Here is a 21,939-nt window from a genome sequence, read left to right on the forward strand (position 1 = left end):
TGGGTAGCTACGTCGGGGACGGATAAACGCTGAAAGCATCTAAGCGTGAAACCAGCCTAGAGATGAGGTTTCTCATTACATTAGTAAGTAAGGTCCCACAAAGACGATGTGGTTGATAGGCCGGGAGTGGAAGTACAGCGATGTACGGAGCGGACCGGTACTAATAGACCGAGGACTTGACTACGAAGAAGGTTCGAAAAGGAAAAACATTTTTATGCAGTTGTCAGGATACGAAAATCCTGAAACAACATAATTCAGTGGCGATAGCTGCGGGGATCCACCTGTTCCCATGCCGAACACAGCAGTTAAGCCCGCAAACGCCGAAAGTACTTGGGGGGAGGCCCCCTGGGAGGATAGGAAGCCGCTGATTCAGAAAAAAAGCACTAGCAAACGCTAGTGCTTTTTTTGTTGTCTGTATTTAGATTTCATGACTAGTGGAGACTAAGTGGCTTCCTATCCGACCAGGGTCCCCTGGGATAAGCAGGGAACCGGTTTGGAAGGAGCCTGCGACGCACAAAACCGAGTGAGTCGCTTATGCCGAATCTCGTGACCTGATGGAGTGAGCGTGTACAGCCAGACAGCAGAGACATGGATTCGGCGGGATAGGGGGAAAAGCGTAGTTTGTGGTTTGTAGTTTGTAGTTAGTGAGTAGTAAGCGGCTTCCTATCCGAGCAGGGTCCCCTGGGATAAGCAGGGAACCGGTTTGGAAGGAGCCTGCGACGCACAAAACCGCGTGAGTCGCTTATGCCGAATCTCGAGACCTGATGGAGTGAGCGTGTACAGCCAGACAGCAGAAACCTGGATTCGGCGGGATGAGGGGCTGTTAGCCGTCAGCCGTCAGCAGTTAGCAAGGGCTCCCACCTGGGCGCCCGTTCGGAATTATGGGATACCCATCATACATGACCGGTGATGGGAGACACGGCGGTTTCCTATCCGAGGATAAGCAGGGAACCGGTTTGGAAGGAGCTTGCGACGCGTAAAACCGCGTGAGTCGCTTATGCCGAATCTCGAGACCTGATGGAGTGACCGCGTACAAGCCAGACAGCAGGAACCTGGATTCGGCGGGATAGGGGGCTGTTAGCCGTCAGCAGCCAGCCATTAGCAGCCAGCAAGGGCGCCCATGTGGGGCGCCCTTGGTGAATAGTTCGTGGGAAGTGAGAGCTTTCCTGGTGTATTCTTTTATAATAATAACAATTCTCATAAAATACTATGCGAATGGGCCTCTTGTATTGTATAATATAGCTGTAAACATACTGATTATATAGTATTTACTATAGATTACACATCCTTGAAGGAGGCTTTATAATGAAAGATATTCGCATTGAAAAAGTAGTAGGCCGGGAAATTCTTGATTCGCGCGGCAATCCTACTGTACAGGCTGATGTTTGGTTGTCCGATGGGACGTTGGGCCGCAGTGCTGCGCCCAGCGGAGCCTCGACAGGGCAGTTTGAAGCCCTGGAATTGCGTGATGGCGATGCCCGGCGTTTTGGCGGCAAAGGGGTTACCCAGGCCGTCGGCCACGTCAATACGATTTTACAGGATGTCCTGAGAGGACAGAATCCGTTTGATACCTATGGTGTCGACAGCCTGATGATTCATGCAGACGGGACGGACGACAAGTCACGGCTCGGCGCCAATGCCATCTTAGCAGTATCGCTGGCCTGCGCCCGTGCTGCAGCGGCTTCCCTGGGGATTCCCCTTTATCGTTTTCTCGGTGGTGTCAATGGCAATTGCCTGCCCGTACCGATGATGAATATTCTGAATGGCGGGGCTCATGCGGCCAATACCGTCGACGTTCAGGAATTCATGATTATGCCGGCCGGAGCTCCTTCTTTCCGGGAAGGCCTGCGCTGGTGCGCTGAAGTCTACCATGCCCTGGCAGCCCTCCTGAAAGGGAAAGGCCTTGCCACTTCGGTCGGTGACGAAGGCGGTTTTGCCCCTGACTTAGCCAGTGATGAAGAAGCTATCCAGTACATCCTCCAGGCCATTGAAAAAGCTGGCTATGAACCGGGGAAAGATTTTGTCCTGGCCCTCGACGCAGCTGCCAGTGAATGGAAAGGACCGAAACCGGGCGTCTATGTCCTGCCCAAGAGCGGTCAATCCTTTACGACGGATGAACTCATCGCCCATTGGCGGAAGCTTTCTCAGGCTTATCCCATTTATTCCATCGAAGATGGATTGGATGAAGAAGACTGGGATGGCTGGACGGCTTTGACCAAGGCCTTGGGACAGCGTGTACAGCTTGTCGGTGACGATTTATTCGTTACCAATACGAAACGCCTGGCCAAAGGGATTGCCCAGGGCTGCGGCAACGCCATCCTCATCAAGCTCAATCAGATCGGTTCCGTATCGGAAACATTGGAAGCTATCAAGATGGCGCACCGCGCTGGCTATCGGGCCATCGTTTCCCATCGGTCCGGGGAAACGGAAGATACTTCCATTGCTGATTTGGCCGTTGCACTGAATACGGCACAAATCAAGAGCGGTGCACCGAACCGCAGCGAACGCGTAGCGAAATACAACCGCTTGCTGCAGATTGAAGATGAGCTGGGCAGTCAGGGCACCTATCCTGGCTTCCAGGCATTTGGGATTCAGCGCGGCGTGTAATGGTCGTGTCCCCAGGCACAAACTTCATGTAGAATAGGCATCAGGGATTTCCCCAGTTCCGTCAGTCTGTATTCGACTTTAGGCGGGACTTGGGGATATTCTTTTCTGTAAATGATGCCGTCTCCTTCTAATTCTTTGAGCTGCTGGGACAGCATTTTATGACTGACTTTCCCCAAAGCTTTCTTCAGCTGGCCATAACGCATGACTTCTTTTTGCCAGAGCCAGAAGAGAATGTGCATTTTCCACTTTCCGACGAAGAGAGAACAAGCATAGGCAAAGGGTTCAATGTAAATTTGATCGTCATCTTTGTTCATTGCATACACTCCTTTCTGATAGTATAACATATAACGCAAGTATAAGAATACTTACTAAAAGGGGAGTACCTTACTTAATAGTGCGTTCTTGTACTATCGGCTTTCTGTCCTTATAATAAGTATTGTTAAGAGGACATGGAGTTTTTTTAGGAGGAATGAATGATGAAAGTATTGATGGTTAATGGTAGTCCCCATATCAAAGGCTGCACGTATACGGCATTGGAAGAAGTCGGCAAAGGATTGAAGGAACAAGGCGTTGATTATGAAATTTTCCAGTTAGGCGCCCGCCCGGTCCGCGACTGCATTGCCTGCAATAAATGCGGCGGCAACGGCTGTATCTTTAAAGATGATAATAACGATGCCGTCAATCGTTTCCTGGAAAAGGCCAAAGAAGCTGACGGATTCATCTTTGGCTCTCCCGTTTACTTCGCCCATCCCAGCGGACAGATTTTGTCTTTCCTGGACCGCGTTTTCTATTCGTCGGCAGTCGGGGAACTCTATCCGGTCTTTGCCGGCAAACCCGGTGCAGCTGTCGTTTCAGCCCGCCGCGGCGGTACGACGGCATCCATTGATGCCCTGAATAAATACTTCGGCATTGCTAGCATGCCCATCGTCCCGTCGACGTATTGGAACATGGTCCATGGCATGACGCCGGATGAAGTACGCAAAGACCTGGAAGGCCTGCAGACCATGCGCAACATTGGCCGCAACATGGCCTGGATGCTGAAAGGCTTCGCCAAACAGGAAAAAGAAACATCGTTCAAAGACCACGTAGAAATAACGTATCGCACGGATTTCAATCATTAAAGTGTAAGAGAAGCCGTCCGCAGTTCGCTCGGAATTAGATGCGGCTGCGCCGCGACAGATTCAAACTGACAACGACGCTTCGGGAAACCCTTAGCTCGTAAAAAATACCCCGGCCGGGGCCTGCGTAGGGGCCGTCCTGGTAAGGCGGCCCGTAGCGAACAGTCGATGATATACGTAACAGATCCATGAGGCATGGTTTTGCGAGCCACGAACCACGAGCAACGCGCCACGGCTTTTTTGGTCCATGAGGCATGGTTTTACGAACCACTAACTGCTAGCCACTAACAACTTAAAAGGTGCTGTCGCACGAAGGTTTCTGCCATCATGTGATGCCCCGTTTACTTTATAGTTTGTAGCACAGAGTTTGTAGTTTGCAAAGAAAAGCTTTAAATTTAAACCCATCTGCTAACAACTAACAACTAGCCACTAACAACTTGAAAGGAGCTGTCGCGATGCGACAGCTCCTTTTTTATTTATTCCCGTACAATGCTGTGTTTACGGCTGTAAGCGTAGTAGACGATAAGGCCCAGGATGATCCAGCCTGCGAAGAGGAGGTGGGTCAGGGTCGACAATTCATAAATCAGATAGAAACAGACGATGATACCGATGGGGGCGATAACATAGAGCAGCGGGCAATGGAATTTCCGCGGGATTTCCGGGTGTTTGCGGCGCATGACGACGATGCCGATGAAGTTGACCAAAAAGACGGCCAAGGTCCCTGTGTTGGACAATTCGACGATGTGCATGAGCGGGACGAAGCCGGAAATGATGGCGATGAGGATAGAGCCCCAAATGGTGATCAAGTACGGCGTATGGAAGGTCGGATGGATCTTGCAGAGTTTCTGCGGCAGCATCCCATCGCGGGAAACGGCGAAGAAGACGCGGGACTGACCGAAGAGGTAGACGATGAGCGTCGTGATGATACCGGCCAGGACGCCGACGGCGATAAGGTTAGCCATGCCGGGCCAGCCGAGGAGGCGCAGGGCGTAGGCAACCGGTTCCGGTGTGTCGAGCTGGGTATAATTGATGGCAGCTGTCAGCGACAGGGAGACGGCAATGTACAGGGCCATACAGATGACGATGGACGCGATGATGCCGATAGGCAGGTCCCGTGACGGGCGCTTACATTCTTCGGCTGACGTCGCGACGGCGTCAAAGCCCATGTACGAGAAGAAGACGATAGCCGCCCCGCTGCAGACGCCGCGGACGCCGAAAGGCATGAAGGGCGATAAGTTAGCTGCCTGGGCATGAGGCGCAGCGATGACGACAAAGGCGATGATGGCCGCTAAAGCGACGAGGATAAGGGCAAAGTTCAATTTTGCACTCTGTTTGGTACCGCGGATGAGGACTAAGCACAATAAAAGGATAATGATGATGGACGGCAGGTTGACCAGCCCGCCTTCAGCCGGCGTCTTGAGCAGATAATCCGGGATTACCAGGCCCAAGGAGGCCGTCATGCCCGACAGATAGCCTGAAAAGCCGACGGCGACGGCGCTGGCCGTGACCGTATAGGCCAGGAGCAGGGACCAGCCGCAGAGGAAGGCCATGCCTTCGCCCAGCGAGGCAAATGTATAGGAATAGACACTGCCCGAAGCCGGGATGAAGGAGGAAAATTCACTATACGTGAGCCCTACGAGGATACAGAGGATACCGGCGATGACAAAGGATAAGGCCACGCCCGGCCCGGCATAACGGGCAGCGGCGATCCCAGTCAGGACGAAGACACCGGCCCCGATGATACCACCGACGCCGAGGAATGTCAGGTCCAGGACGCTGAGGTTTTTGCTCAGCTTTGAGTTTTCTGCATCGCTCTGAAGCTGGGCAACGGATTTCGTATGGAAAAACGACATAAAAACACTCCCCTTTTTTTTAATAAAAACAATAAAAAAGTTAAATTGTATAAACTTTTTGTTAAATACAGTGTACTATGATACAGTAAGCATCGTCAATATGTTTTATAAATATAGATTTGTGTATACAGTATCCTTTGTGACCCATCTTGCAATATCGGCAAGATACGCTATAATATTGATGATGAGAATTCATTACAAAAATAAAAAGAGGGGGCGTGACCTATGGGATTTTTTAGCAATCTCTTCCATCACGATGATATTCAGGGGACAAAAAAATATATCTACATTACCGGTATGGTCTGCCAGAACTGCTCCAAGCACGTGACCGAAGCCCTGAAAGCCGTCGACGGCGTAAACAAGGTCAAGGTCGACTTGATGCGCGGCCAGGCTGAGGTCATCGTAGACGATGCTGTCAGCGACGATACGTTATTAAAAACCGTTGTCAATGCTGGCTATGGCGTAACGGATATTTCGCTGCAACCGAAGAAAAATTAAAATAATAAGTTGATAAAAATAAAATATTATAGTATAATCAGCGTGTAAATTAAATTTATTCATGACGATGGAGTCTTACCCGCAACAGGATAAGACTCTTTTTTATTCCCAGTATAGGAGTGGTGTTATCGTGTCTTTTCAGATGTTTGTCCCTACAAAAGCCTTGTTTGGTGCTGGTCAGCTCAATCATTTACATGAACAGGATCTTCCCGGCAAAAAAGCTCTGCTGGTCATTTCCAACGGGAAATCGACGAAAGTCAACGGCTATCTGGACCGGACGGAAAAGGAACTGCATACAGCCGGTGTCGAAACGGTCCTCTTCGACCAGGTTGAAGCCAATCCCCTGAAATCGACGGTCATGCGCGGCGGTGCCATGGCCAGAGACAACCAGTGTGACTTCATCGTCGCCCTGGGCGGCGGCAGCTGCATCGATGCGGCTAAAGGGATTGCTGTCGTAGCCACCAATGACGGCGACTTATGGGACTACATCACCCAGGGTACGGGCAAGGGCAAGCCCATTGCCATCAAGCCCCTGCCCATCGTAGCCATTACGACGACGGCCGGGACCGGGTCGGAAACCGATGCCGGTGGTGTCATCACCAATGAAGATACGAATGAAAAGACGCCCGTCAAGGGGCCATCCCTATTCCCGGTCCTGGCCATCATCGATCCGGAACTCATGGCAACGGTACCGCCGAAGTTCACGGCCTATCAGGGGTTCGATGCCTTGTTCCACAATATCGAAGGCTATCTGGCCAATAAAGCCAATCTGATGAGCGAAATGGTCGCCTTGGAAGCTATCTCCCAGATCAGTGCCTATTTGCCGACGGCTGTCCAGAACGGCATCGACATGAAGGCCCGCGAACGCGTGGCTTTCGGCAACTATCTGGGTGGTTTGGAAATGTGCCTCAGTTCCAACATGAGCGAACACTCGCTGGAACACGCCCTCAGCGCTTACCACCAGGCCCTGCCCCACGGCGCCGGTCTGATCATGATCAGTCTGGCTTATTTCTCGCACATGATTGACATCCATGTCTGTGACGACCGCTTCATCATCCTGGCCCGCCACATGGGCCGTCCTGATGCGGCCAAACCGGAAGACTTCCTCGACGCCCTGAAAGAATTACAGGAAAAATGCGGCGTCGCCAACCTCAAGATGTCCGATTACGGTATCAGCCCGGACGAATTCCATAAGATGGCCCACAATGCCAAGACGGCCATGGCCGGCCTGTTCATGGCCGACCGCATGCCCATGAGCGAAGAAGACTGTGTCGCCATTTATCAGGCATCGTATCGCTAATTTGCTGAAATGTTGTAAATACAACAGCACTTTTGTCCGGGCCGGACTATACTATAGGCACAGTAAGGAATGACTTACTGGACTAAGTATTCCGGATAGAAGAGTCCGGACAAAGGAGTGACTCACTATGAAATATAAAGTAAACGATACGTGTATTGCCTGTGGTATGTGCGCCGGGACCTGCCCGGAAGTCTTCCGTATGAACGATGATACGGGTATGGCCGAAGCCTATGCTGAATCGACGGAAGCTACCAACGATGCTGCTCAGGAAGCCATGAACTCCTGTCCGGCTGGGGTCATCGAAGAAGCCTGAGGCTGTAAGAAGTCTAAATAAAACATAAAGTGGTGGAATAAATATTGACATCTGCCCGTTCATGCACTATGATATAGGTAAATTCATAGTACGTACGGCAAAGGCGCTGTTGAAAGCAATTTCAGCAGCGCCTTTTCTGTATGTACCGGCGTGGGGGCGCCGGAGGGGTATGAATTTAATTGCAGCGGAAACGCTGTAATTATTACTTGAATACTGTATACAAAATATTTAATGCATCTATTGCAAGGTTTTGTTATTGGGGAGGATATTATGAGAACAGAACATGACTTTTTAGGTGAAATGAATGTACCGGATAATGTTTATTATGGCGTACAGACCATGCGGGCTATGGAAAACTTCCATATTACAGGTGAACATCTGGATCCGGACTTCATCCAGGCCATGGCCATTGTCAAAAAAGCAGCTGCTCTCGCCAACATGGAAACGGGACGGCTCGATAAGAAAATCGGTAATGCCCTGGTACAGGCTGCCAGTGAAATCATTGATGGCCAGTGGCTGGACCAGTTCCCTGTTGATCCGATCCAGGGTGGTGCCGGTACTTCTGTCAACATGAACATGAACGAAGTCTTGTGCAACCGGGCCTTAGAAATCCTGGGCAAGGAAAAAGGCCGTTACGACATCATCTCGCCGAATAACCACGCCAACATGGCGCAGTCGACGAACGACGTCTTCCCGACGAGCATTAAAGTCTGCCTGAGCATGAAGGGCAAGAAATTGACGGCAGCCCTGAAGGAACTGGAAACGGAACTGGATGTCAAAGCCGATGAATTCAAAGATGTCATCAAGATGGGCCGTACTCACTTACAGGATGCCGTTCCCATCACGCTCGGCCAGGAAATGGGCGCTTATGCTTCGGCTGTCGCCCGCGGCCGCAAACGCATTTCCCGCTCCCTCGAAGGCGTCCACGTCATCAACATGGGCGGCACGGCTGTCGGCACGGGCCTCAATGCAGAACCGGCTTACATCAAAGCCGTTGCGACGAAACTTTCCATGCTGACCGGTGACATCTTCGTCACGGCCCGCAACCTCATCGATATGACCAATAATACGGATATCTTTGCCGAAGTTTCGGGCAATATGAAAGCCACGGCCCTGATGCTCATCAAGATGGCCAACGATTTCCGCCTCATGGCTTCCGGTCCGCGCTGTGGCCTCAACGAATTGAAGCTACCGGCCCGTCAGCCTGGTTCTTCTATCATGCCGGGGAAAGTCAATCCGGTCATGGCCGAAGTCCTCGACCAGACGTGCTACCAGATTATCGGCAACGATATGGCCATCAGCCTGGGCGTCGAAAACGGCCAGTTCGAACTGAACGTCATGGAACCGGTCATGGCCTTCAACCTTTTCCACTCCATGCAGTATTTGACCAATGCTATCCACGCCTTCGTCAAATACCTGCTCAAAGACGTCAAGGCCAACAAAGAAGCCTGCCAGTCCTGGGTCGACCACAGCGTCGGCATCGTCACGGCCCTCTTGCCGCACATCGGCTATGAACGGTCGTCCATGTTGGCCAAGGAAGCCTATGCCACAGGCCGTCCGATTCGGGAAATCATCCTCGAACATGGTTATCTGACGAAGGAACAGATGGACATTATCCTGTCGCCGCAGGAAATGACCCAGCCGGGCATTGCCGGCAAACAGGTCTTGGAAGAAACCTATCTGGCACAACAGAAAATCTCTGGCTAATTCCCAAGCCATTTATCGCCGAAGCAGCCCTGTCTCCTCCTGACAGCAGGGCTGCTTCTTTTTTTGCCGGAAATCCATTATAATAGGTTTGATGTTTGATGTTTGATGTTTGATGTTTGATGTTTGATGTTTGATGTTTGATGTTTGGGGAGGCAGCTATGGATTGGCAGGATAATTTTCGAGAACATATACAGCTTTTGCAGCAGGCCAGGGAAGCGGATTTAACGGATCCCTTCGTCTGTCATGGCATCGTCCACATCTTCCAGGAGACCTTCGATTTGGGGCTCATGGCCTTTCGCGAAGCCCTGAAGCGGGACGGCCAGGGCATGGCTGCCATGGGGTCCGCCAAGGAACTCATCGCCGCGGCGTACGAGCAGTTCCTCTTCGTCGACGAAGACATATGGCTGGCCATGCTCCGCGACCGCCACGGCAGCCAGGATGCTGTAGAAACACAGGTAGGACGCATCTTGGGGACATACCAGGACGCCCTGGCGGCGTTGTACGATTCAGATGCGGAGGCGCTGCGATAGACGCAGGCCACAAGTCACAAAAAAATACACGGCCAGCGGCCCGCTATGGAATTATGGAAAATCTCTTGACAGGACGGTCGTCACATGTTAAAATAACTAAAGTTAGGCGTTCACCAACGCCTGGCTTTTTTTAAGTTACAGAAAAAATTCCTTGACTTAGAGGGGACTGTTGTGATACATTATAAAGGCAGTCTTACGTAACACTAGGCTTGTGACTATTTTTAAGAGAGGTGTAAGGAATGCGTACAGCTATCACTTTGGCATGCACAGAATGCAAACAGCGTAACTACCGGACGAACAAAAACAAGAAGAACAATCCGGATCGTTTGGAACTGAAAAAATACTGCCCGTTCTGCAAAAAAGAAACATTACACAAAGAAACGAAATAATTGATTGAATAAGATTGTGCTAATCTTATTTGGATGTGAGAGGTTATATGGCACTTTCAGCTAAAAAAGCAGCACAAAAGAATAAGAACAAGAAAAAGAACCCGGGCAAATCATTTTTATCTGGCGTAAAGGTAGAAATGAAAAAAGTCATCTGGCCGACGAAGAAGGAATTGATCAACTACACGGTTATGGTCATTGTCGCTACCATCGTCGTAATGGTAATCATTGGCGTAGCTGATGGTGTATTTTCACAGCTGTTCAAGTTACTTCAGCTTGTTGTCGGATAGGAGGCTTGCGCTTAAATGGAAGCAGATATGAAATGGTATGTCATCCATACGTATTCCGGTTATGAAAATAAAGTAATGCAAACGCTGGAACAAAAGGTCAAATCCATGGGGTTGGAAAACGTCATTAACCGTATTCTCATTCCAATGGAAGATGAAATTGACGTCAAGGATGGGAAGAAACGGACCGTCAAACGGAAAATATTCCCTGGGTACGTTCTCATCGAAATGGAAGTCAATGACCGTTCCTGGTATGTCGTCCGCAATACGCCGGGTGTCACCGGCTTTGTTGGCTCGGCTACCAAGCCTATCCCGCTGGAACCGAAGGAAGTCGAAAAGATTCTGAAGACACAGGGGATGGACAGCGAACCGAAAACGCATATCTCTGTCGAAGTTGGCGAAGAAGTGCGCATTACCGAAGGTCCTTTTGAAAATTGCATAGCCGTTGTCACGGAAATCAATGAAGAAAAAGGAACTGTCAAAGGCCTTGTCAATATGTTTGGCCGAGAAACTCCAGTAGAAGTCGACTATTCTCAAATCGAGAAGGGTCTGGAATAAATACTTCTAAATGCGGCAACTTGCCGCGAGTGGGAGAATCGTAAGATTCGTTTGACCACATCTTGTAATGTAAGGAGGTGTAACTCACCATGGCAAAAAAAGTAGCAAGAATGGTAAAACTCCAGTGTGAAGCTGGTAAAGCAACTCCGGCGCCTCCGATTGGCCCTGCATTAGGCCAGGCTGGTGTCAACATCATGGCTTTCGTCAAGGAATTCAACGAACGTACAGCTAAACAGGCTGGCTTCATCATCCCTGTCGAAATCACAGTCTATGAAGACCGTTCCTTCACTTTCATTACGAAAACACCGCCGGCTGCCGTTCTCTTGAAGAAAGCAGCAGGTTTGGACAAAGCTTCGGGCGAACCGAACAAGAAAAAAGTAGCTAAATTGGGCCGCGACAAAGTCCGCGAAATCGCAACGACTAAGATGCCGGACCTCAACGCTAACGACGTTGAAGCTGCTATGAAGATGATTGAAGGCACAGCTCGCAGCATGGGTATCGAAATCGTCGACTAATTCGATGGTTTGTCTGCCCGTGGAAGGGGTAACCCGCTAAACCACATAAGGAGGAAGAAACATGGCAAAAGTAGGCAAGAAATATGCTGAAGCCGCAAAACTGTTCGATAAACAGAAACAGTATGATGTTGCAGAAGCAATTGACATCTTGAAAAAGATGGATACTGCCAAATTCGACGAAACGGTTGAATTGGCCGTAAACCTTAACGTAGATCCGAAATACGCCGACCAGCAGGTCCGCGGCGCCTTGGTACTGCCCCATGGCACTGGTAAATCCAAGACTGTCCTCGTATTTGCTCAGGGCGATAAAGAAAAAGAAGCTTTAGCTGCTGGCGCTGACTATGTTGGTGCTGATGATCTCGTAGAAAAGATCAAAGGTGGCTGGCTCGACTTCGATGTAGCAATCGCTACTCCGAACATGATGGGTAAAGTTGGTCGTCTCGGTAAAATCCTCGGTCCTAAAGGCCTCATGCCTAACCCGAAGGTTGGTACTGTTACGATGGACGTTACAAAAGCTGTTAGCGAAAGTAAAGCTGGTAAAGTTGAATACCGCACGGATAAAGCCGGCAATATTCATTCTTCTATCGGTAAAAAATCTTTCGACGCAGATAAATTGGTTGACAACCTGACTGCTTTGGTTGATACACTCATCAAAGTTAAACCGTCGGGTGCAAAAGGCCAGTACATTAAATCCATCACGGTTAGCTCCACGATGGGCCCTGGCATCCACATCAACCAGTACAGCATCAAAGGTGCTGCAAAGAAAGAAGAAAATTAATATCTCTCTTAGCTGTAGACTGAAGGTATGTATAATGGACGTATGTCCGCCATCTGAGGCTATGAAACTAGCAGATATCTGACTTTGACTAGTTCGGCCTCGTGGTTTCCATGAGGCCGTTTTTGATTGCTAAGACGATATAAATCCCAGTTCAAGGAGGTGTATCGAACTCATGTCCACATATGCAAATCATCCGGTTTCTCCGGCAAAAGCTGCTGTCGTTGAAGAAATGAAAGAAAAAATGCAGTCCGCTCAGGGCGCTGTTTTCGTTGGTTTCTCCGGCCTCACCGTTGCTGATGCTACGAAACTTCGCCGTAAGTTCCGCGAAGGCGGTGTCGAATACAAAGTCATCAAAAACACTTTGACTCGTATCGCTGCTGACGAACTCGGCTATAATGCATTAGATGCTATTCTCGAAGGTCCGACGGCTCTCGCATTTTCCGCAGAAGATGCTGTAGCTCCGGCTAAGATCCTCAAAGAATTCATCAAAGAAACAAAGACCGAAGCCTTGACTGTAAAAGCAGGCTTGGTTGATGGTCAGGTCATTGATGTTGCAGCTGTTGACGCTCTGGCAAGCTTGCCGAGCCGCGACGAACTTCTCGCAAAATTGGTTGGCAGCATGCAGGCTCCTATCTCTGGCCTTGTCAACGTACTCCAGGGCAATATCCGCAATATCGTTTATGTGCTTGACGCTGTACGCGCTAAAAAAGCAGAACAGGAAACTGCTTAATTAGCTTACATAACTAAAAAATTAAACTCAAAAATTGATACTATGGAGGTATTTCAAAATGACTAAAGAAGAAATCATGGAAGCCATTGAAAATATGACTGTTCTCGAACTTTCCGATCTCGTAAAAGCTATGGAAGACAAATTCGGCGTTTCCGCTGCTGCTCCGGTTGCAGTTGCTGCTGCTCCGGCTGCTGGCGCTGCTGCTGCTGAAGAAAAATCCGAATTCGACGTTATCCTCAAAGCTGCTGGCGACAAAAAAATCGGCGTTATCAAAGTTGTCCGTGAAGTTACGGGCCTCGGCTTGAAAGACGCTAAAGCTCTCGTTGACGGCGCTCCGAAAGCTGTTAAAGAAGGCGTTGCTAAAGCTGACGCTGAAGCTCTCAAAGCTAAACTCGAAGAAGCTGGCGCTACTGTCGAACTCAAATAATTTCATTCGTGAAATTACAAGCTCTGCAAATCGCATGAATATGCGGTTTGCAGAGCTTTTTTCATTTCCCGGGAAAGGCGATTTGATACTATTTTGATACTAAAATTTCTAAAAATTGAAATCGACAGTATCTAACTTCTCGGCAACCTCGGCTTGTTTATTAGGATAAAGGTGCGAGTAAATCTGCAGCGTCGTCGTGATTTTTTCATGCCCCAGGCGGTCGGCGATGACCAACGGGGAAAAGCCCATTTCGATGAGCAGCGACGCATGAGAGTGACGCAGATCGTGCAGCCGGATGACTTTGACGCCCGTTTCCCTTGCGGTCGCTTTTAATTTCCGGGTGAGGCTGCTCTTGTTGAGGTTGAAGAAAATACGCTGGTCCGGCGAATAGAGACGGTTTATGTGAGTTTGCAGGATTTTGCACAGAAAGAGGGGGATGCTGATGGTACGGTTGCTTTTAGATGTTTTTGGCGTCTGGATTATCTTGGCCCCTGTGACTTGGACGTAATTCTTGTTGATCCGCAGCGTATGGGCCTGGAAATTGCAGTCTGCCGGTGTGAGGGCCAGCAGTTCGCCCAGGCGCAGTCCCGTAAAAAAAAGCGTCGTAAAAGCGACGCGGAAGCTGACATCCTCTTCATCGGTCAAGCCGCTCAGGAAGGTCTTGAATTCGTCAAGCGTCCAGAAGGACAAGTGCGGTGAACGGCTGCTGCCGATAGTTCCTGCCTTGCGTACAGGGTTTTCCGGCAAGTTGTAGTATTTGACAGCGTAGTTGAAGAGGGCCGACAATTTCGTGTTAATCGAGCGTTGATAAGTCGGCGCCAGGTTGCTGTGCTGCATTAGTTCTGTCTGCCATTTGCGGATCATAAGCGGTGTAATCTGGTTGATGGGCATATCCGAAAAAACGGGCAGGAGCCAGTTCCGGATGATGTTTTTACTGGTATACTGCGTCGTCGGCTTCAGGCGCCCTTCGTTGTCGCTGAGATAATGCTGGCAGAGATGCTCGAAGGTAATCAAACTGCCCTGAGTCAGCTCGTTAAGGAAATCCCTTTCGTACTTTTTGGCTTCCTGGGAACGGGAAAAGCCGCGTTTTAGTTTTTGATGACGCTGGCCGCGCCAATCCTTGTAATAAAATTTGGCATAGTATTTCTTTGTCTTTTCATCTCGATAGACAGGCATGGTTTTTCCTTTCTGCTATTGCCCGGTGTCGCTGCGGTCCCTGACGTAGAGCTGATGATTATCAGCATCATACCAGAAAGACGTGTCACCGCGCAAGAGCTCATTGATAGTATAAACACCGTCGCGGGCCTGACGGGCGGATTTGACGGCCGTGTAGGTGAGAAAGAAGTTCAGGAGCAGAAACGCCAGGAGTGCGAAGAGCAGGGGCTTGATCAGGCCATGCTGTTCTTCCAGTTTATCGCTGATTTCCTGACCGAAAGAGAAGACCTTGTCGTCAGTTCGGTGGATGTCTGCCTGCAGTTCTTCTAAAGTATGGGTCTGGCCGGCGTCGCTTTCCTTCTGGAATTTCTGCAGCGCTTCCTTTAGTTCAGCGACATGATTTTCCAGTGCGGCGTTCTGCGTTTTCAGCTCAGTATTCTGGGCTTCCAGCGCGCCGAACCGGTCGAGAATTTCTTTCTGCAGTGTCACTTGTCCCGGCGTCAGGCCGTTTCTATTTGTCAGTGCCATTTGCTGATTCCTCCTTTACAGGCTCCAGCCGCGATACATTTCTTCTTCGACTCGTTCGAGCTTATCCTTCTTGCGGTGACGTTCTTCGTAGTCGTCCTGGTTGCGGGCGTGATAGGCAGCTTCTTTTTCCGTCGTGAAGGCCTTCATCAGGCTGGGCTTGTCGTAGGCCGGGCCCAGTTTTTGGCCGCGGACCTTCTTGCCGTTGGTGGGGTGGGTATAGGTCATGCCCCGGCCGTGGTCGCGCGTGACGGTGACGCCCCATTCATTTTCCAGTGTCGCCTTGAAATCATCGTAACTTTTCGCTTTCTGCCGGACGCAATCGATGGCCTCCCGCAGTTCCTCTTTCCAGACGTCTTGGCCGCGAGCCGCTGCCCAGTATTCACCGTTCGTAATGCCTTCGTTGCGCTGCGGGATTGGCTGCAGGCCACGGCTTTGGCAGAGCTCGTTGACACGGCTCTTCATTTGCTTCAGATCCTGCCGGGATGTGTGCAGCTTTTTGCCGCTCTCCAGATTGACGGCGTTGACGACGATGTGGTCGTGCAGGTGATCCGTATCGGTGTGAGTGACGACGGCGAACTGGTAGCCCTTTTTGCCGAAAAATTCCTCGGCCAATTCGACTCCCATTTGATTGACTTCACGCGGCGAAAGCTGCTGCGTTTCTTCCGGGCTGAACGAGAGGATGTAGTGGTAATAGCGGCGGCCCGTCGTTTTACCGTAGAGCTGCTGCACCTGGTCGAACTGTTTGCCGAAATTACGGGCCCTCACCTGGGAGCCGCTGATAAAACTGTTGCGGAGCTTTTTCTCCTGCAGCAGATACTGCTGGATAGCCTGCGGATTGCGGCGGCTCGGCAGGGCTTTAAGGATGGACATGGATGACGCCCCCCTTTGCAGAGTTTCAGTTTTTTTAACTCCAGCTTTTTCAGCTTGATGGAAGCATCGATTTGCTTCAGCAGTTCCCGGCTTTTGTTTTCGTTCTGGCAGAGTTTCAAGAATTCCTTGTGATACTGCCTCAGCTCTCGGAAATAGGCCTTGCGGGCCGCTAAGATTTCATCACAGAAGGCGTCGAGTTTCTTGATTTGCTGGTGCACTTCTTTGGCTTCAGCGGCGAAGTTCTGGCCGCGATTGAGGGCCCGGGCGATTTGGTTCAGATTGATGCCGATGCGATTGATTTCTTTCACGAGATTTTTGTCCTCATCGTCGAGGGCTTTTTCATCGGCCAGCGTATGGCGGAGGATGTAATCTGTCAGGGTCAGATTCTCTTCGCGGGCGTGGATGAGGAGCTGCTGTTTTTGCAGATTGGTGACGCGAAAATAAATACGGTCTTCTTTCATTTGTCGATCCTTTCCGGGGGATTCCCAAGGGGGCAGCGCCCCTTTGGGCAAGACAGCCTGTTGCTTCGCGTGCGAACAACAGGCGTATCTTGCAACCCACCTAAAACCATACCCTGTCCTTCAATGAGTAGTGCCACCAGTTGCCGGAAGCATAACGCACACACCAGCAGCCATCTGCACGGAAAAGAGCTACCGGAGGACCGTCAGTCCAGTCACTGGATAAGGTGATATGCTGAGTCACCATTTTCATCAGGTCGAGCGCTTCTTTTTGCGAAATCATTTGGCAGCACCTCCAGTCCGATATTTTTTCCAGCAGTCACAATGAATGACGACATCATCTGCGTAGTCATTGCCGTTATCGACTTTCACCGTATAAGTGCCTGTGCCATGACATTTAGGGCAATTGGAATCATACACCTTTTTCCATCTCTGCTTAGCTCTGCCGTGGAGGTCTAACGTTGGGTTTTCCAGCAGCGAGCGGAGGTACCCAGGCAGGTTGTCACTTGACCGTTTACTGACATATGCTAGGATTTCTTTTAAGTATTCGTCACTGTAAGCTTGGATGTGAGGTAAGACTGCTAATTTTTGTGCTGCATCAGCGGCAATCCCCCAACTTATGAACAGAGAAATTCTTTTCATAACGTTCTCTGTTTGTTGTTGTTTGTTGTTGTTTTTATTGTCTCTCCCTCTGTGTAAATATTGTTTTGTTGTTTGTTGTTGTTGTTTGGGGAATCGTTCCACAGAGGTGTTTGGAGACAGACTGGTCCCTTGGAATGTGTTATCTTGCTTCTGGTTATGGCGCTGATTTTCTTTGCGCGCAGCAGCGTCTGTTTCGTGTGTGATGAAGGCCGGTACCTGCAGGAATTTATATTGTCTGCCTTCTACTTTGATATATCCTATACCGATGAAATATTTTAACATCTCGGCGACTTCTTCCGGCGTGATTCCATACATCTGCGCCGCAATCTGGTGAGCAATCGTTGGGAATGTCTCATCGGTGATGATGATGCCGCCTGTTTTGGCTGAAAGCACCAACGCTTCACTGTAGATCCAGGCCAAAACGATTCCATGTGAATCTGGCTTTAGTTTTAGGCTTTTTATGCCTGTGTCATTGATGAATTTAGGTCCAAACCATAAAGCGTAATTTCTAGTATTATTGTGCGACATTTTTTTCACCTCTCGCTGACAAAAGCCCCCTAAATATGTTAAAATAAAAGTGTAATAGACTACTTCCTTTTGCGGGGGAGAAGTCATTATCTGTCGGGTCGGATGGGGGCAACATCCGACCCGATTTTTTTAATATGAACAAGGGAACCATTCCTTTCTTTTTGTATGAAATCAGACAGAGATTTTCTTTTCAAAATAATGACGATTGACGCGGCCGCGGATGACCAATTTACCCATAGCAGCCAATTCTGTGTTCATCTGCCGGATAATGCGATATGCACAGGATTCTTTGACTTGTAGAATTTTTGCAACATCATCAGCAGTGAGCATGAGTTTTTCGTTGGTTTCCATAATATCGCCTCATTTTATGTAAGGGTGTGTCATACAAAATAATAGACTAACGATTTCTTAAAGAATAGCACCTATTTACTAAAATGTCAATAATCAAGAGAAAATTGTATGATGAAAATTTACTGTAAAAAGGTGAACTGTATGAAGAATTATAAAGATAGTTTTTCGATAAATTTGAAAACTATTCGCAGAAGTTACGGCCTATCATTGGCGGAATTAGCATCTATGTTAACTGTAGTAGGTACAAGAGCGTCGTTATATGATTGGGAAAATAAAAGAGGTTTTCCTTCTATGGAAAATTTGATTTCTTTAACTAATCTTTTTGGAATTTCATTAGAATGGCTTCTTGGGCGCTCATCAGATATTTATACTGAGCAATCAGTATATCTAGGGGAGATTGCATTATACACTGAAATTGATGATGATCATATAAATTGTCGAGAAGTTGGTGAATGTTATCGTGCGGACTTTTTAAAAGCAATAGAATTTATTTCTGGTAAAGGATATTTGGACTTAGATGGTCTTAATATAACTAACTATTCGTCACGAATAGAATACTATGTCGATCATAATACTCATAAAAAAGATTATTCCTTATCAGCTAGAGCAAATTTGTTGGTGCTTTTACGGTTAGTTTCCCTTGAAGATTTATATTGGGCCTATCACTATATCCTTAATGGTAAAAATAAACGCGGTGTATTGGCTTGGACAAAAATGAATCTCCATAAGCTCATCGGAATAAAGACAGAGGATTATAAAGAACCAGGAAAGAAAGCTCAAGAGCGGGCTGTTAATTTGGCGGAATTATTAATGCCGGTAGCAGCAAATGCAGGTCCTAAAATGCCAGTTTACGATGTTGAAGAAGCTTTCAGGCAATTGGAAAAAGAGAAATTACAAAAAATCCATGACGAAATTAAGAATTTGAATACAGCGAAAAAAAAATAGAGACTATGGAAGTTTAATTAATAAAAAAACGAATAAACTTGAACTTTAATATGTGTGAAATTGCTAATTTATGATGTGAATTGGTTTATTAGCGATTGCAGCAAGAAATGAAAAAAAGAAACGGAAATTTAATACGTATGGAGGAATATATATGCCCTCATTGGAATGGATTGGAAAAGAAAAAGTTGTAAATCATCATCTGGAAGTGCCCTATCATGTCTTGCAGCGCCAGTACAGCTATGATGAAAATGGCCAGCATGAAGAGGATAACGGCAGCGAAAATATGATTATCCACGGCGATAATTTGCTGGCCTTGAAGTAGCTGTTGCCTAAATATGAAGGGCGTGTTTTCTGCATTTATATTGATCTTCCGTATCCGTGATATAAATTAGAATTATGAGAAATGTCAGTTAGTCATGATTTCGCTCTAGACCCCAGTAAAGGGAGTTCCAAGGTTCACTGTGCAAAAATCGCTACGTCGGAATAGTCTAAAATCTGTTCGGTGTTTCATTAAATCTGCTGCAAAATCTGGCTGCATATGATATAATCCCATATAGAAACTATATAAACAATAATTTCGATAGAAGATATCAGCATTGGAAAATTTGCTATGACAGAAAATATAAATCAGACATTTTATCCGGGGCTATTTGTTGTTATAAAGAATTGGAGAAATCCGTCTGTGTATCTATGAATCGCTTACTGCGAGTTGAAAATGTATGTTGCATTTATTGGCAAGAATGTATCCTGAGTGATTAAAGAATGGGTAGACCAGTACTGCGTCGAGAAAGAGGATAGATAATGGCTTATTTTGATACAAAATATACATTCCGTCTTGGGGAGCTTTACTGTGGTCCGGGTGGTCTCGCTTACGGCGCTCTTCACGCCCGTAGCGGTAACGGTCTTCTGGATGTGCAGCACGTCTGGGCGAATGATGTAGACGCTGATACCTGCGCTACATATCGGAATAATATTTGCCCGGATAATCCGGACAGTGTAATCTGTAAAGATGTTCGGAAGTTGAACATCAAGGAGCTTGATCCAATCAATGCATTTGCTTATGGCTTTCCGTGTAATTCCTTTTCCAGTATCGGCGAACATCAGGGGATGGAGAATGAAAAGTTCGGTCGTCTCTATTGGTACGGTATAGAAGTGCTCCGTATGTTTAAACCACTCTGGTTTATTGCAGAGAATGTCTCCGGTATCCGTACTGCAGGAACCAGTGATTTCAAGCAGATTCTTACCGATATGGAGGAGAGCGGCTATAAGCTGACGGTACATCTTTATAAAGCTGAGGAATACGGCGTTCCGCAGATTCGGCACAGGTATATTATCGTCGGTATTCGCGCGGATCTTCCAGTGGAATTTCATGTTCCAAGCCCTGAGCCGTATAAGGATATTGATGTGACGGCGGGCCATGCGCTTGCAGGCATTCCGGAATGGGCTTCGAATAATGAGGTAAAGAAGCTGACGCAGAGAGTCATTGGGAAACTTGAGCATACGCTTCCCGGACAGAATATCTGGCAGGCAATGAAGAATCCGGACTTCCCGGATGAGTATCGTATTAAGGAGCATTACAGCTTTTCCCAGATATACCGGAAATTGCATCCTGATAAACCAGGGTATATGGCGGAGGCGGCACTTGGGGTTATTACTGGAAGGGCGCTAGAGAACTCACAAACCGCGAGAGAGCGCGTATTCAGACTTTCCCCGATACTTATACCTTCACGGGTAAATACGCTTCTGTACGCCGTCAGATTGGTATGGCAGTGCCGTGTGAACTGTCACGTATTGTTACTCAGGCGGTGCTTGATAGCTTTGCGGGGGTAGACTATCCGTGGATTGAACCGAACATGGATGGGGATCAGAAGGCAAAGTCAAAAAAGGGGAGAAAAAATGGATGATATGACGCCGGAAGAACGACATCGGAATATGCAGCATATTCGATCGAAAGATACGAAGCCGGAGCTTGTGCTTCGGAAACGTTTATGGCATGCTGGTTTCCGTTACAGAAAGAATGTAAAGAATCTTCCCGGGAAGCCGGATATTGTGATTCTGAAATATCATATCTGTATCTTTGTCGACGGAGAATACTTTCACGGCAAAGACTGGAATACAGGAAAGAAGGAGAAAGTTTTGGCTGGGAATAATCCATCTTACTGGGTTCCAAAAATTGAAAAGAACATGCAGCGGGACCGTGAGTCTGAGGCAGCTTTGAACGGCCTTGGGTTCACGGTTTTACGTTTCTGGAGCAGAGATGTTTTGAAAAGTCCGGACGTGTGTGTGGATACTGTAAAAAAAGCTGTGCTTAAAAACAAATTAAATGCTGATTAAAAATATTTGAAATATAAATCGGGATTAGCAATTATTTACAAACAAAAAATGACATTAATAAATGCGGATATTTTTATATTATTTTAAAAATAATATAAAAATAATATTGACAATAATATACCTGGCAGCTTATTATAAACTTATAAGGTGCACATATATTTTTTATATGTAGGAGGAAATTATTATGGCTGAGAAGAAGAAAGAATCAAAGAGAGAGAAGTTCGTACGTATTGCAGAAGCGCGTACAAATAAAATTCTGAATATGGTTGACCTGCTTGGTAACTGTTCAAATCCTAGCATTTATGAATATTCGCAGTCTGACGTGAATCAGATTTTCAGCGCGATTGAAAATGCCATAAAAGATGCGAAAAAGAAGTTCAGTGCGCAGGATACGGAAAAGACTACAAAATTTTCGCTTAAGAAGTAAGCTGAAGAGGAGGAAGTGTAAGCGGAAAATAAATTAGTGTATAGAAAAAGCCCCAGACTTATGCTATCCTTTCTTCATAAGTCTGAGGCTTTGA

The 21,939-nt window shown here is 47.8% G+C and carries 28 protein-coding genes, 2 rRNA genes and 1 pseudogene; 22 read left to right on the top strand and 9 right to left on the bottom strand.

Features of this window, described 5'->3' with window-relative positions; translation table 11 throughout:
- From ACE418_RS12285 to eno, 3 genes are all read left to right on the top strand, one after another.
- Positions 1-184 (top strand): 23S ribosomal RNA (locus tag ACE418_RS12285); the annotation flags it as partial.
- Positions 185-253: 69 nt separating this feature from the next.
- Positions 254-370: ribosomal RNA gene (gene rrf / locus ACE418_RS12290) — 5S ribosomal RNA — on the top strand.
- Between the two features lie 935 nt (positions 371-1,305).
- Entirely contained in the window at positions 1,306-2,607 is a 1,302-nt protein-coding gene (eno, locus tag ACE418_RS12295; RefSeq protein WP_416450888.1) for a phosphopyruvate hydratase, read from the top strand.
- Here eno and ACE418_RS12300 read toward each other — a convergent pair.
- Positions 2,592-2,921 (bottom strand): winged helix-turn-helix transcriptional regulator, encoded by a 330-nt coding sequence (locus ACE418_RS12300; protein WP_416450889.1) that lies wholly within the window; start codon positions 2,919-2,921, stop codon positions 2,592-2,594. The two genes, eno and ACE418_RS12300, sit on opposite strands and share 16 nt — an antisense overlap.
- Before the next feature lie 159 nt (positions 2,922-3,080).
- Here ACE418_RS12300 and ACE418_RS12305 point away from each other — a divergent pair, with 159 nt between their 5' ends.
- Positions 3,081-3,728 carry a flavodoxin family protein gene (locus ACE418_RS12305; RefSeq protein WP_416450890.1) on the top strand — a complete coding sequence of 216 codons (648 nt, stop codon included), beginning with the start codon at positions 3,081-3,083 and terminating at the stop codon, positions 3,726-3,728.
- Between the two features lie 473 nt (positions 3,729-4,201).
- On the opposite strand, the gene ACE418_RS12310 is transcribed toward ACE418_RS12305, so the two are convergent.
- A complete protein-coding gene (locus ACE418_RS12310) occupies positions 4,202-5,578 on the bottom strand; it encodes an amino acid permease (protein WP_416450891.1) in 1,377 nt (458 codons plus the stop codon).
- A gap of 225 nt (positions 5,579-5,803) precedes the next feature.
- Between ACE418_RS12310 and ACE418_RS12315 the strand changes: the two genes are divergently transcribed.
- The 12 genes from ACE418_RS12315 to rplL all read left to right on the top strand — a co-directional run bounded on the left by ACE418_RS12315 (position 5,804) and on the right by rplL (position 13,607).
- Entirely contained in the window at positions 5,804-6,076 is a 273-nt protein-coding gene (locus tag ACE418_RS12315; protein ID WP_416450892.1) for a heavy-metal-associated domain-containing protein, read from the top strand.
- A 130-nt stretch (positions 6,077-6,206) separates the two neighbouring features.
- The gene (locus ACE418_RS12320; protein ID WP_416450893.1) at positions 6,207-7,376 is read left to right on the top strand and encodes an iron-containing alcohol dehydrogenase; all 1,170 of its coding nucleotides are present in this window, start codon (positions 6,207-6,209) and stop codon (positions 7,374-7,376) included.
- A gap of 127 nt (positions 7,377-7,503) precedes the next feature.
- Entirely contained in the window at positions 7,504-7,689 is a 186-nt protein-coding gene (locus tag ACE418_RS12325; protein ID WP_416450894.1) for a ferredoxin, read from the top strand.
- A 270-nt stretch (positions 7,690-7,959) separates the two neighbouring features.
- Positions 7,960-9,396, top strand: coding sequence for an aspartate ammonia-lyase (locus ACE418_RS12330; protein WP_416450895.1), 1,437 nt, complete (start codon positions 7,960-7,962; stop codon positions 9,394-9,396).
- Between the two features lie 158 nt (positions 9,397-9,554).
- Positions 9,555-9,926 carry a nucleotidyltransferase substrate binding protein gene (locus ACE418_RS12335; RefSeq protein ID WP_416450896.1) on the top strand — a complete coding sequence of 124 codons (372 nt, stop codon included), beginning with the start codon at positions 9,555-9,557 and terminating at the stop codon, positions 9,924-9,926.
- A gap of 239 nt (positions 9,927-10,165) precedes the next feature.
- The gene (rpmG, locus tag ACE418_RS12340; RefSeq protein ID WP_014015374.1) at positions 10,166-10,315 is read left to right on the top strand and encodes a 50S ribosomal protein L33; all 150 of its coding nucleotides are present in this window, start codon (positions 10,166-10,168) and stop codon (positions 10,313-10,315) included.
- 47 nt (positions 10,316-10,362) lie between these two features.
- On the top strand, positions 10,363-10,602 hold the full coding sequence (secE, locus tag ACE418_RS12345) for a preprotein translocase subunit SecE (RefSeq protein ID WP_020311058.1): 240 nt from the start codon (positions 10,363-10,365) through the stop codon (positions 10,600-10,602).
- 15 nt (positions 10,603-10,617) lie between these two features.
- A complete protein-coding gene (gene nusG / locus ACE418_RS12350) occupies positions 10,618-11,157 on the top strand; it encodes a transcription termination/antitermination protein NusG (RefSeq protein WP_416450897.1) in 540 nt (179 codons plus the stop codon).
- 89 nt (positions 11,158-11,246) lie between these two features.
- A complete protein-coding gene (gene rplK, locus ACE418_RS12355; RefSeq protein ID WP_014015371.1) occupies positions 11,247-11,672 on the top strand; it encodes a 50S ribosomal protein L11 in 426 nt (141 codons plus the stop codon).
- 61 nt (positions 11,673-11,733) lie between these two features.
- Positions 11,734-12,450, top strand: a complete 717-nt coding sequence (gene rplA / locus ACE418_RS12360; RefSeq protein ID WP_416183629.1) for a 50S ribosomal protein L1 — start codon at positions 11,734-11,736, stop codon at positions 12,448-12,450.
- 172 nt (positions 12,451-12,622) lie between these two features.
- Complete coding sequence (rplJ, locus tag ACE418_RS12365) at positions 12,623-13,180, top strand: 50S ribosomal protein L10 (RefSeq protein WP_416450898.1); 558 nt, start codon at positions 12,623-12,625, stop codon at positions 13,178-13,180.
- A 58-nt stretch (positions 13,181-13,238) separates the two neighbouring features.
- Positions 13,239-13,607, top strand: a complete 369-nt coding sequence (gene rplL, locus ACE418_RS12370) for a 50S ribosomal protein L7/L12 (protein ID WP_416450899.1) — start codon at positions 13,239-13,241, stop codon at positions 13,605-13,607.
- A gap of 108 nt (positions 13,608-13,715) precedes the next feature.
- Here the strand turns inward: rplL and ACE418_RS12375 are convergent, their stop codons facing one another.
- The 7 genes from ACE418_RS12375 to ACE418_RS12405 form a co-directional block, all read right to left on the bottom strand.
- Positions 13,716-14,783, bottom strand: a complete 1,068-nt coding sequence (locus ACE418_RS12375) for a site-specific integrase (RefSeq protein ID WP_027895173.1) — start codon at positions 14,781-14,783, stop codon at positions 13,716-13,718.
- 15 nt (positions 14,784-14,798) lie between these two features.
- Positions 14,799-15,290 carry a hypothetical protein gene (locus ACE418_RS12380; RefSeq protein WP_027895172.1) on the bottom strand — a complete coding sequence of 164 codons (492 nt, stop codon included), beginning with the start codon at positions 15,288-15,290 and terminating at the stop codon, positions 14,799-14,801.
- 15 nt (positions 15,291-15,305) lie between these two features.
- Positions 15,306-16,160 carry a relaxase/mobilization nuclease domain-containing protein gene (locus tag ACE418_RS12385; RefSeq protein ID WP_370851145.1) on the bottom strand — a complete coding sequence of 285 codons (855 nt, stop codon included), beginning with the start codon at positions 16,158-16,160 and terminating at the stop codon, positions 15,306-15,308.
- Positions 16,052-16,621 (bottom strand): MobC family plasmid mobilization relaxosome protein, encoded by a 570-nt coding sequence (locus ACE418_RS12390; protein ID WP_416450900.1) that lies wholly within the window; start codon positions 16,619-16,621, stop codon positions 16,052-16,054. Before ACE418_RS12390 ends, ACE418_RS12385 begins: the two co-directional genes overlap by 109 nt.
- A gap of 100 nt (positions 16,622-16,721) precedes the next feature.
- Complete coding sequence (locus ACE418_RS12395) at positions 16,722-16,901, bottom strand: hypothetical protein (protein ID WP_278949274.1); 180 nt, start codon at positions 16,899-16,901, stop codon at positions 16,722-16,724.
- A complete protein-coding gene (locus ACE418_RS12400) occupies positions 16,898-17,788 on the bottom strand; it encodes a hypothetical protein (protein ID WP_416450901.1) in 891 nt (296 codons plus the stop codon). The genes ACE418_RS12395 and ACE418_RS12400 overlap by 4 nt, the downstream gene beginning before the upstream one ends.
- 171 nt (positions 17,789-17,959) lie before the next feature.
- A complete protein-coding gene (locus ACE418_RS12405) occupies positions 17,960-18,139 on the bottom strand; it encodes a DNA-binding protein (protein WP_337544484.1) in 180 nt (59 codons plus the stop codon).
- 108 nt (positions 18,140-18,247) lie between these two features.
- Between ACE418_RS12405 and ACE418_RS12410 the strand changes: the two genes are divergently transcribed.
- The 6 genes and pseudogenes from ACE418_RS12410 to ACE418_RS12435 all read left to right on the top strand — a co-directional run bounded on the left by ACE418_RS12410 (position 18,248) and on the right by ACE418_RS12435 (position 21,845).
- A complete protein-coding gene (locus ACE418_RS12410) occupies positions 18,248-19,084 on the top strand; it encodes a helix-turn-helix domain-containing protein (protein WP_416450902.1) in 837 nt (278 codons plus the stop codon).
- A gap of 151 nt (positions 19,085-19,235) precedes the next feature.
- Positions 19,236-19,406, top strand: a complete 171-nt coding sequence (locus ACE418_RS12415; protein WP_199791900.1) for a hypothetical protein — start codon at positions 19,236-19,238, stop codon at positions 19,404-19,406.
- A 479-nt stretch (positions 19,407-19,885) separates the two neighbouring features.
- Positions 19,886-20,611 (top strand): annotated as a pseudogene (locus ACE418_RS12420) (DNA cytosine methyltransferase); the annotation flags it as partial.
- 170 nt (positions 20,612-20,781) lie between these two features.
- The gene (locus tag ACE418_RS12425; protein ID WP_416450903.1) at positions 20,782-20,988 is read left to right on the top strand and encodes a DNA cytosine methyltransferase; all 207 of its coding nucleotides are present in this window, start codon (positions 20,782-20,784) and stop codon (positions 20,986-20,988) included.
- Positions 20,981-21,418: a very short patch repair endonuclease gene (locus ACE418_RS12430; RefSeq protein ID WP_337544486.1), complete on the top strand. Its 438-nt coding sequence runs from the start codon at positions 20,981-20,983 to the stop codon at positions 21,416-21,418. The genes ACE418_RS12425 and ACE418_RS12430 overlap by 8 nt, the downstream gene beginning before the upstream one ends.
- A 184-nt stretch (positions 21,419-21,602) precedes the next feature.
- Positions 21,603-21,845, top strand: coding sequence for a hypothetical protein (locus ACE418_RS12435; RefSeq protein WP_027895163.1), 243 nt, complete (start codon positions 21,603-21,605; stop codon positions 21,843-21,845).
- Positions 21,846-21,939: the final 94 nt, after the last annotated feature.

The sequence above is a fragment of the Megasphaera jansseni genome (assembly GCF_047974155.1).
Classification (GTDB): Bacteria; Bacillota; Negativicutes; order Veillonellales; family Megasphaeraceae; genus Megasphaera.

Coding starts and splice junctions, on each gene's coding strand:
- eno (WP_416450888.1), top strand. CDS start 1,306: ATGAAAGATATTCGCATTGAAAAAGTAGTAGGCCGGGAAATTCTTGAT.
- ACE418_RS12300 (WP_416450889.1), bottom strand. CDS start 2,921: ATGAACAAAGATGACGATCAAATTTACATTGAACCCTTTGCCTATGCT.
- ACE418_RS12305 (WP_416450890.1), top strand. CDS start 3,081: ATGATGAAAGTATTGATGGTTAATGGTAGTCCCCATATCAAAGGCTGC.
- ACE418_RS12310 (WP_416450891.1), bottom strand. CDS start 5,578: ATGTCGTTTTTCCATACGAAATCCGTTGCCCAGCTTCAGAGCGATGCA.
- ACE418_RS12315 (WP_416450892.1), top strand. CDS start 5,804: ATGGGATTTTTTAGCAATCTCTTCCATCACGATGATATTCAGGGGACA.
- ACE418_RS12325 (WP_416450894.1), top strand. CDS start 7,504: ATGAAATATAAAGTAAACGATACGTGTATTGCCTGTGGTATGTGCGCC.
- ACE418_RS12330 (WP_416450895.1), top strand. CDS start 7,960: ATGAGAACAGAACATGACTTTTTAGGTGAAATGAATGTACCGGATAAT.
- ACE418_RS12335 (WP_416450896.1), top strand. CDS start 9,555: ATGGATTGGCAGGATAATTTTCGAGAACATATACAGCTTTTGCAGCAG.
- rpmG (WP_014015374.1), top strand. CDS start 10,166: ATGCGTACAGCTATCACTTTGGCATGCACAGAATGCAAACAGCGTAAC.
- secE (WP_020311058.1), top strand. CDS start 10,363: ATGGCACTTTCAGCTAAAAAAGCAGCACAAAAGAATAAGAACAAGAAA.
- nusG (WP_416450897.1), top strand. CDS start 10,618: ATGGAAGCAGATATGAAATGGTATGTCATCCATACGTATTCCGGTTAT.
- rplK (WP_014015371.1), top strand. CDS start 11,247: ATGGCAAAAAAAGTAGCAAGAATGGTAAAACTCCAGTGTGAAGCTGGT.
- rplA (WP_416183629.1), top strand. CDS start 11,734: ATGGCAAAAGTAGGCAAGAAATATGCTGAAGCCGCAAAACTGTTCGAT.
- rplJ (WP_416450898.1), top strand. CDS start 12,623: ATGTCCACATATGCAAATCATCCGGTTTCTCCGGCAAAAGCTGCTGTC.
- rplL (WP_416450899.1), top strand. CDS start 13,239: ATGACTAAAGAAGAAATCATGGAAGCCATTGAAAATATGACTGTTCTC.
- ACE418_RS12375 (WP_027895173.1), bottom strand. CDS start 14,783: ATGCCTGTCTATCGAGATGAAAAGACAAAGAAATACTATGCCAAATTT.
- ACE418_RS12380 (WP_027895172.1), bottom strand. CDS start 15,290: ATGGCACTGACAAATAGAAACGGCCTGACGCCGGGACAAGTGACACTG.
- ACE418_RS12385 (WP_370851145.1), bottom strand. CDS start 16,160: ATGTCCATCCTTAAAGCCCTGCCGAGCCGCCGCAATCCGCAGGCTATC.
- ACE418_RS12390 (WP_416450900.1), bottom strand. CDS start 16,621: ATGAAAGAAGACCGTATTTATTTTCGCGTCACCAATCTGCAAAAACAG.
- ACE418_RS12395 (WP_278949274.1), bottom strand. CDS start 16,901: ATGATTTCGCAAAAAGAAGCGCTCGACCTGATGAAAATGGTGACTCAG.
- ACE418_RS12400 (WP_416450901.1), bottom strand. CDS start 17,788: ATGTCGCACAATAATACTAGAAATTACGCTTTATGGTTTGGACCTAAA.
- ACE418_RS12405 (WP_337544484.1), bottom strand. CDS start 18,139: ATGGAAACCAACGAAAAACTCATGCTCACTGCTGATGATGTTGCAAAA.
- ACE418_RS12410 (WP_416450902.1), top strand. CDS start 18,248: ATGATGAAAATTTACTGTAAAAAGGTGAACTGTATGAAGAATTATAAA.
- ACE418_RS12415 (WP_199791900.1), top strand. CDS start 19,236: ATGCCCTCATTGGAATGGATTGGAAAAGAAAAAGTTGTAAATCATCAT.
- ACE418_RS12430 (WP_337544486.1), top strand. CDS start 20,981: ATGGATGATATGACGCCGGAAGAACGACATCGGAATATGCAGCATATT.
- ACE418_RS12435 (WP_027895163.1), top strand. CDS start 21,603: ATGGCTGAGAAGAAGAAAGAATCAAAGAGAGAGAAGTTCGTACGTATT.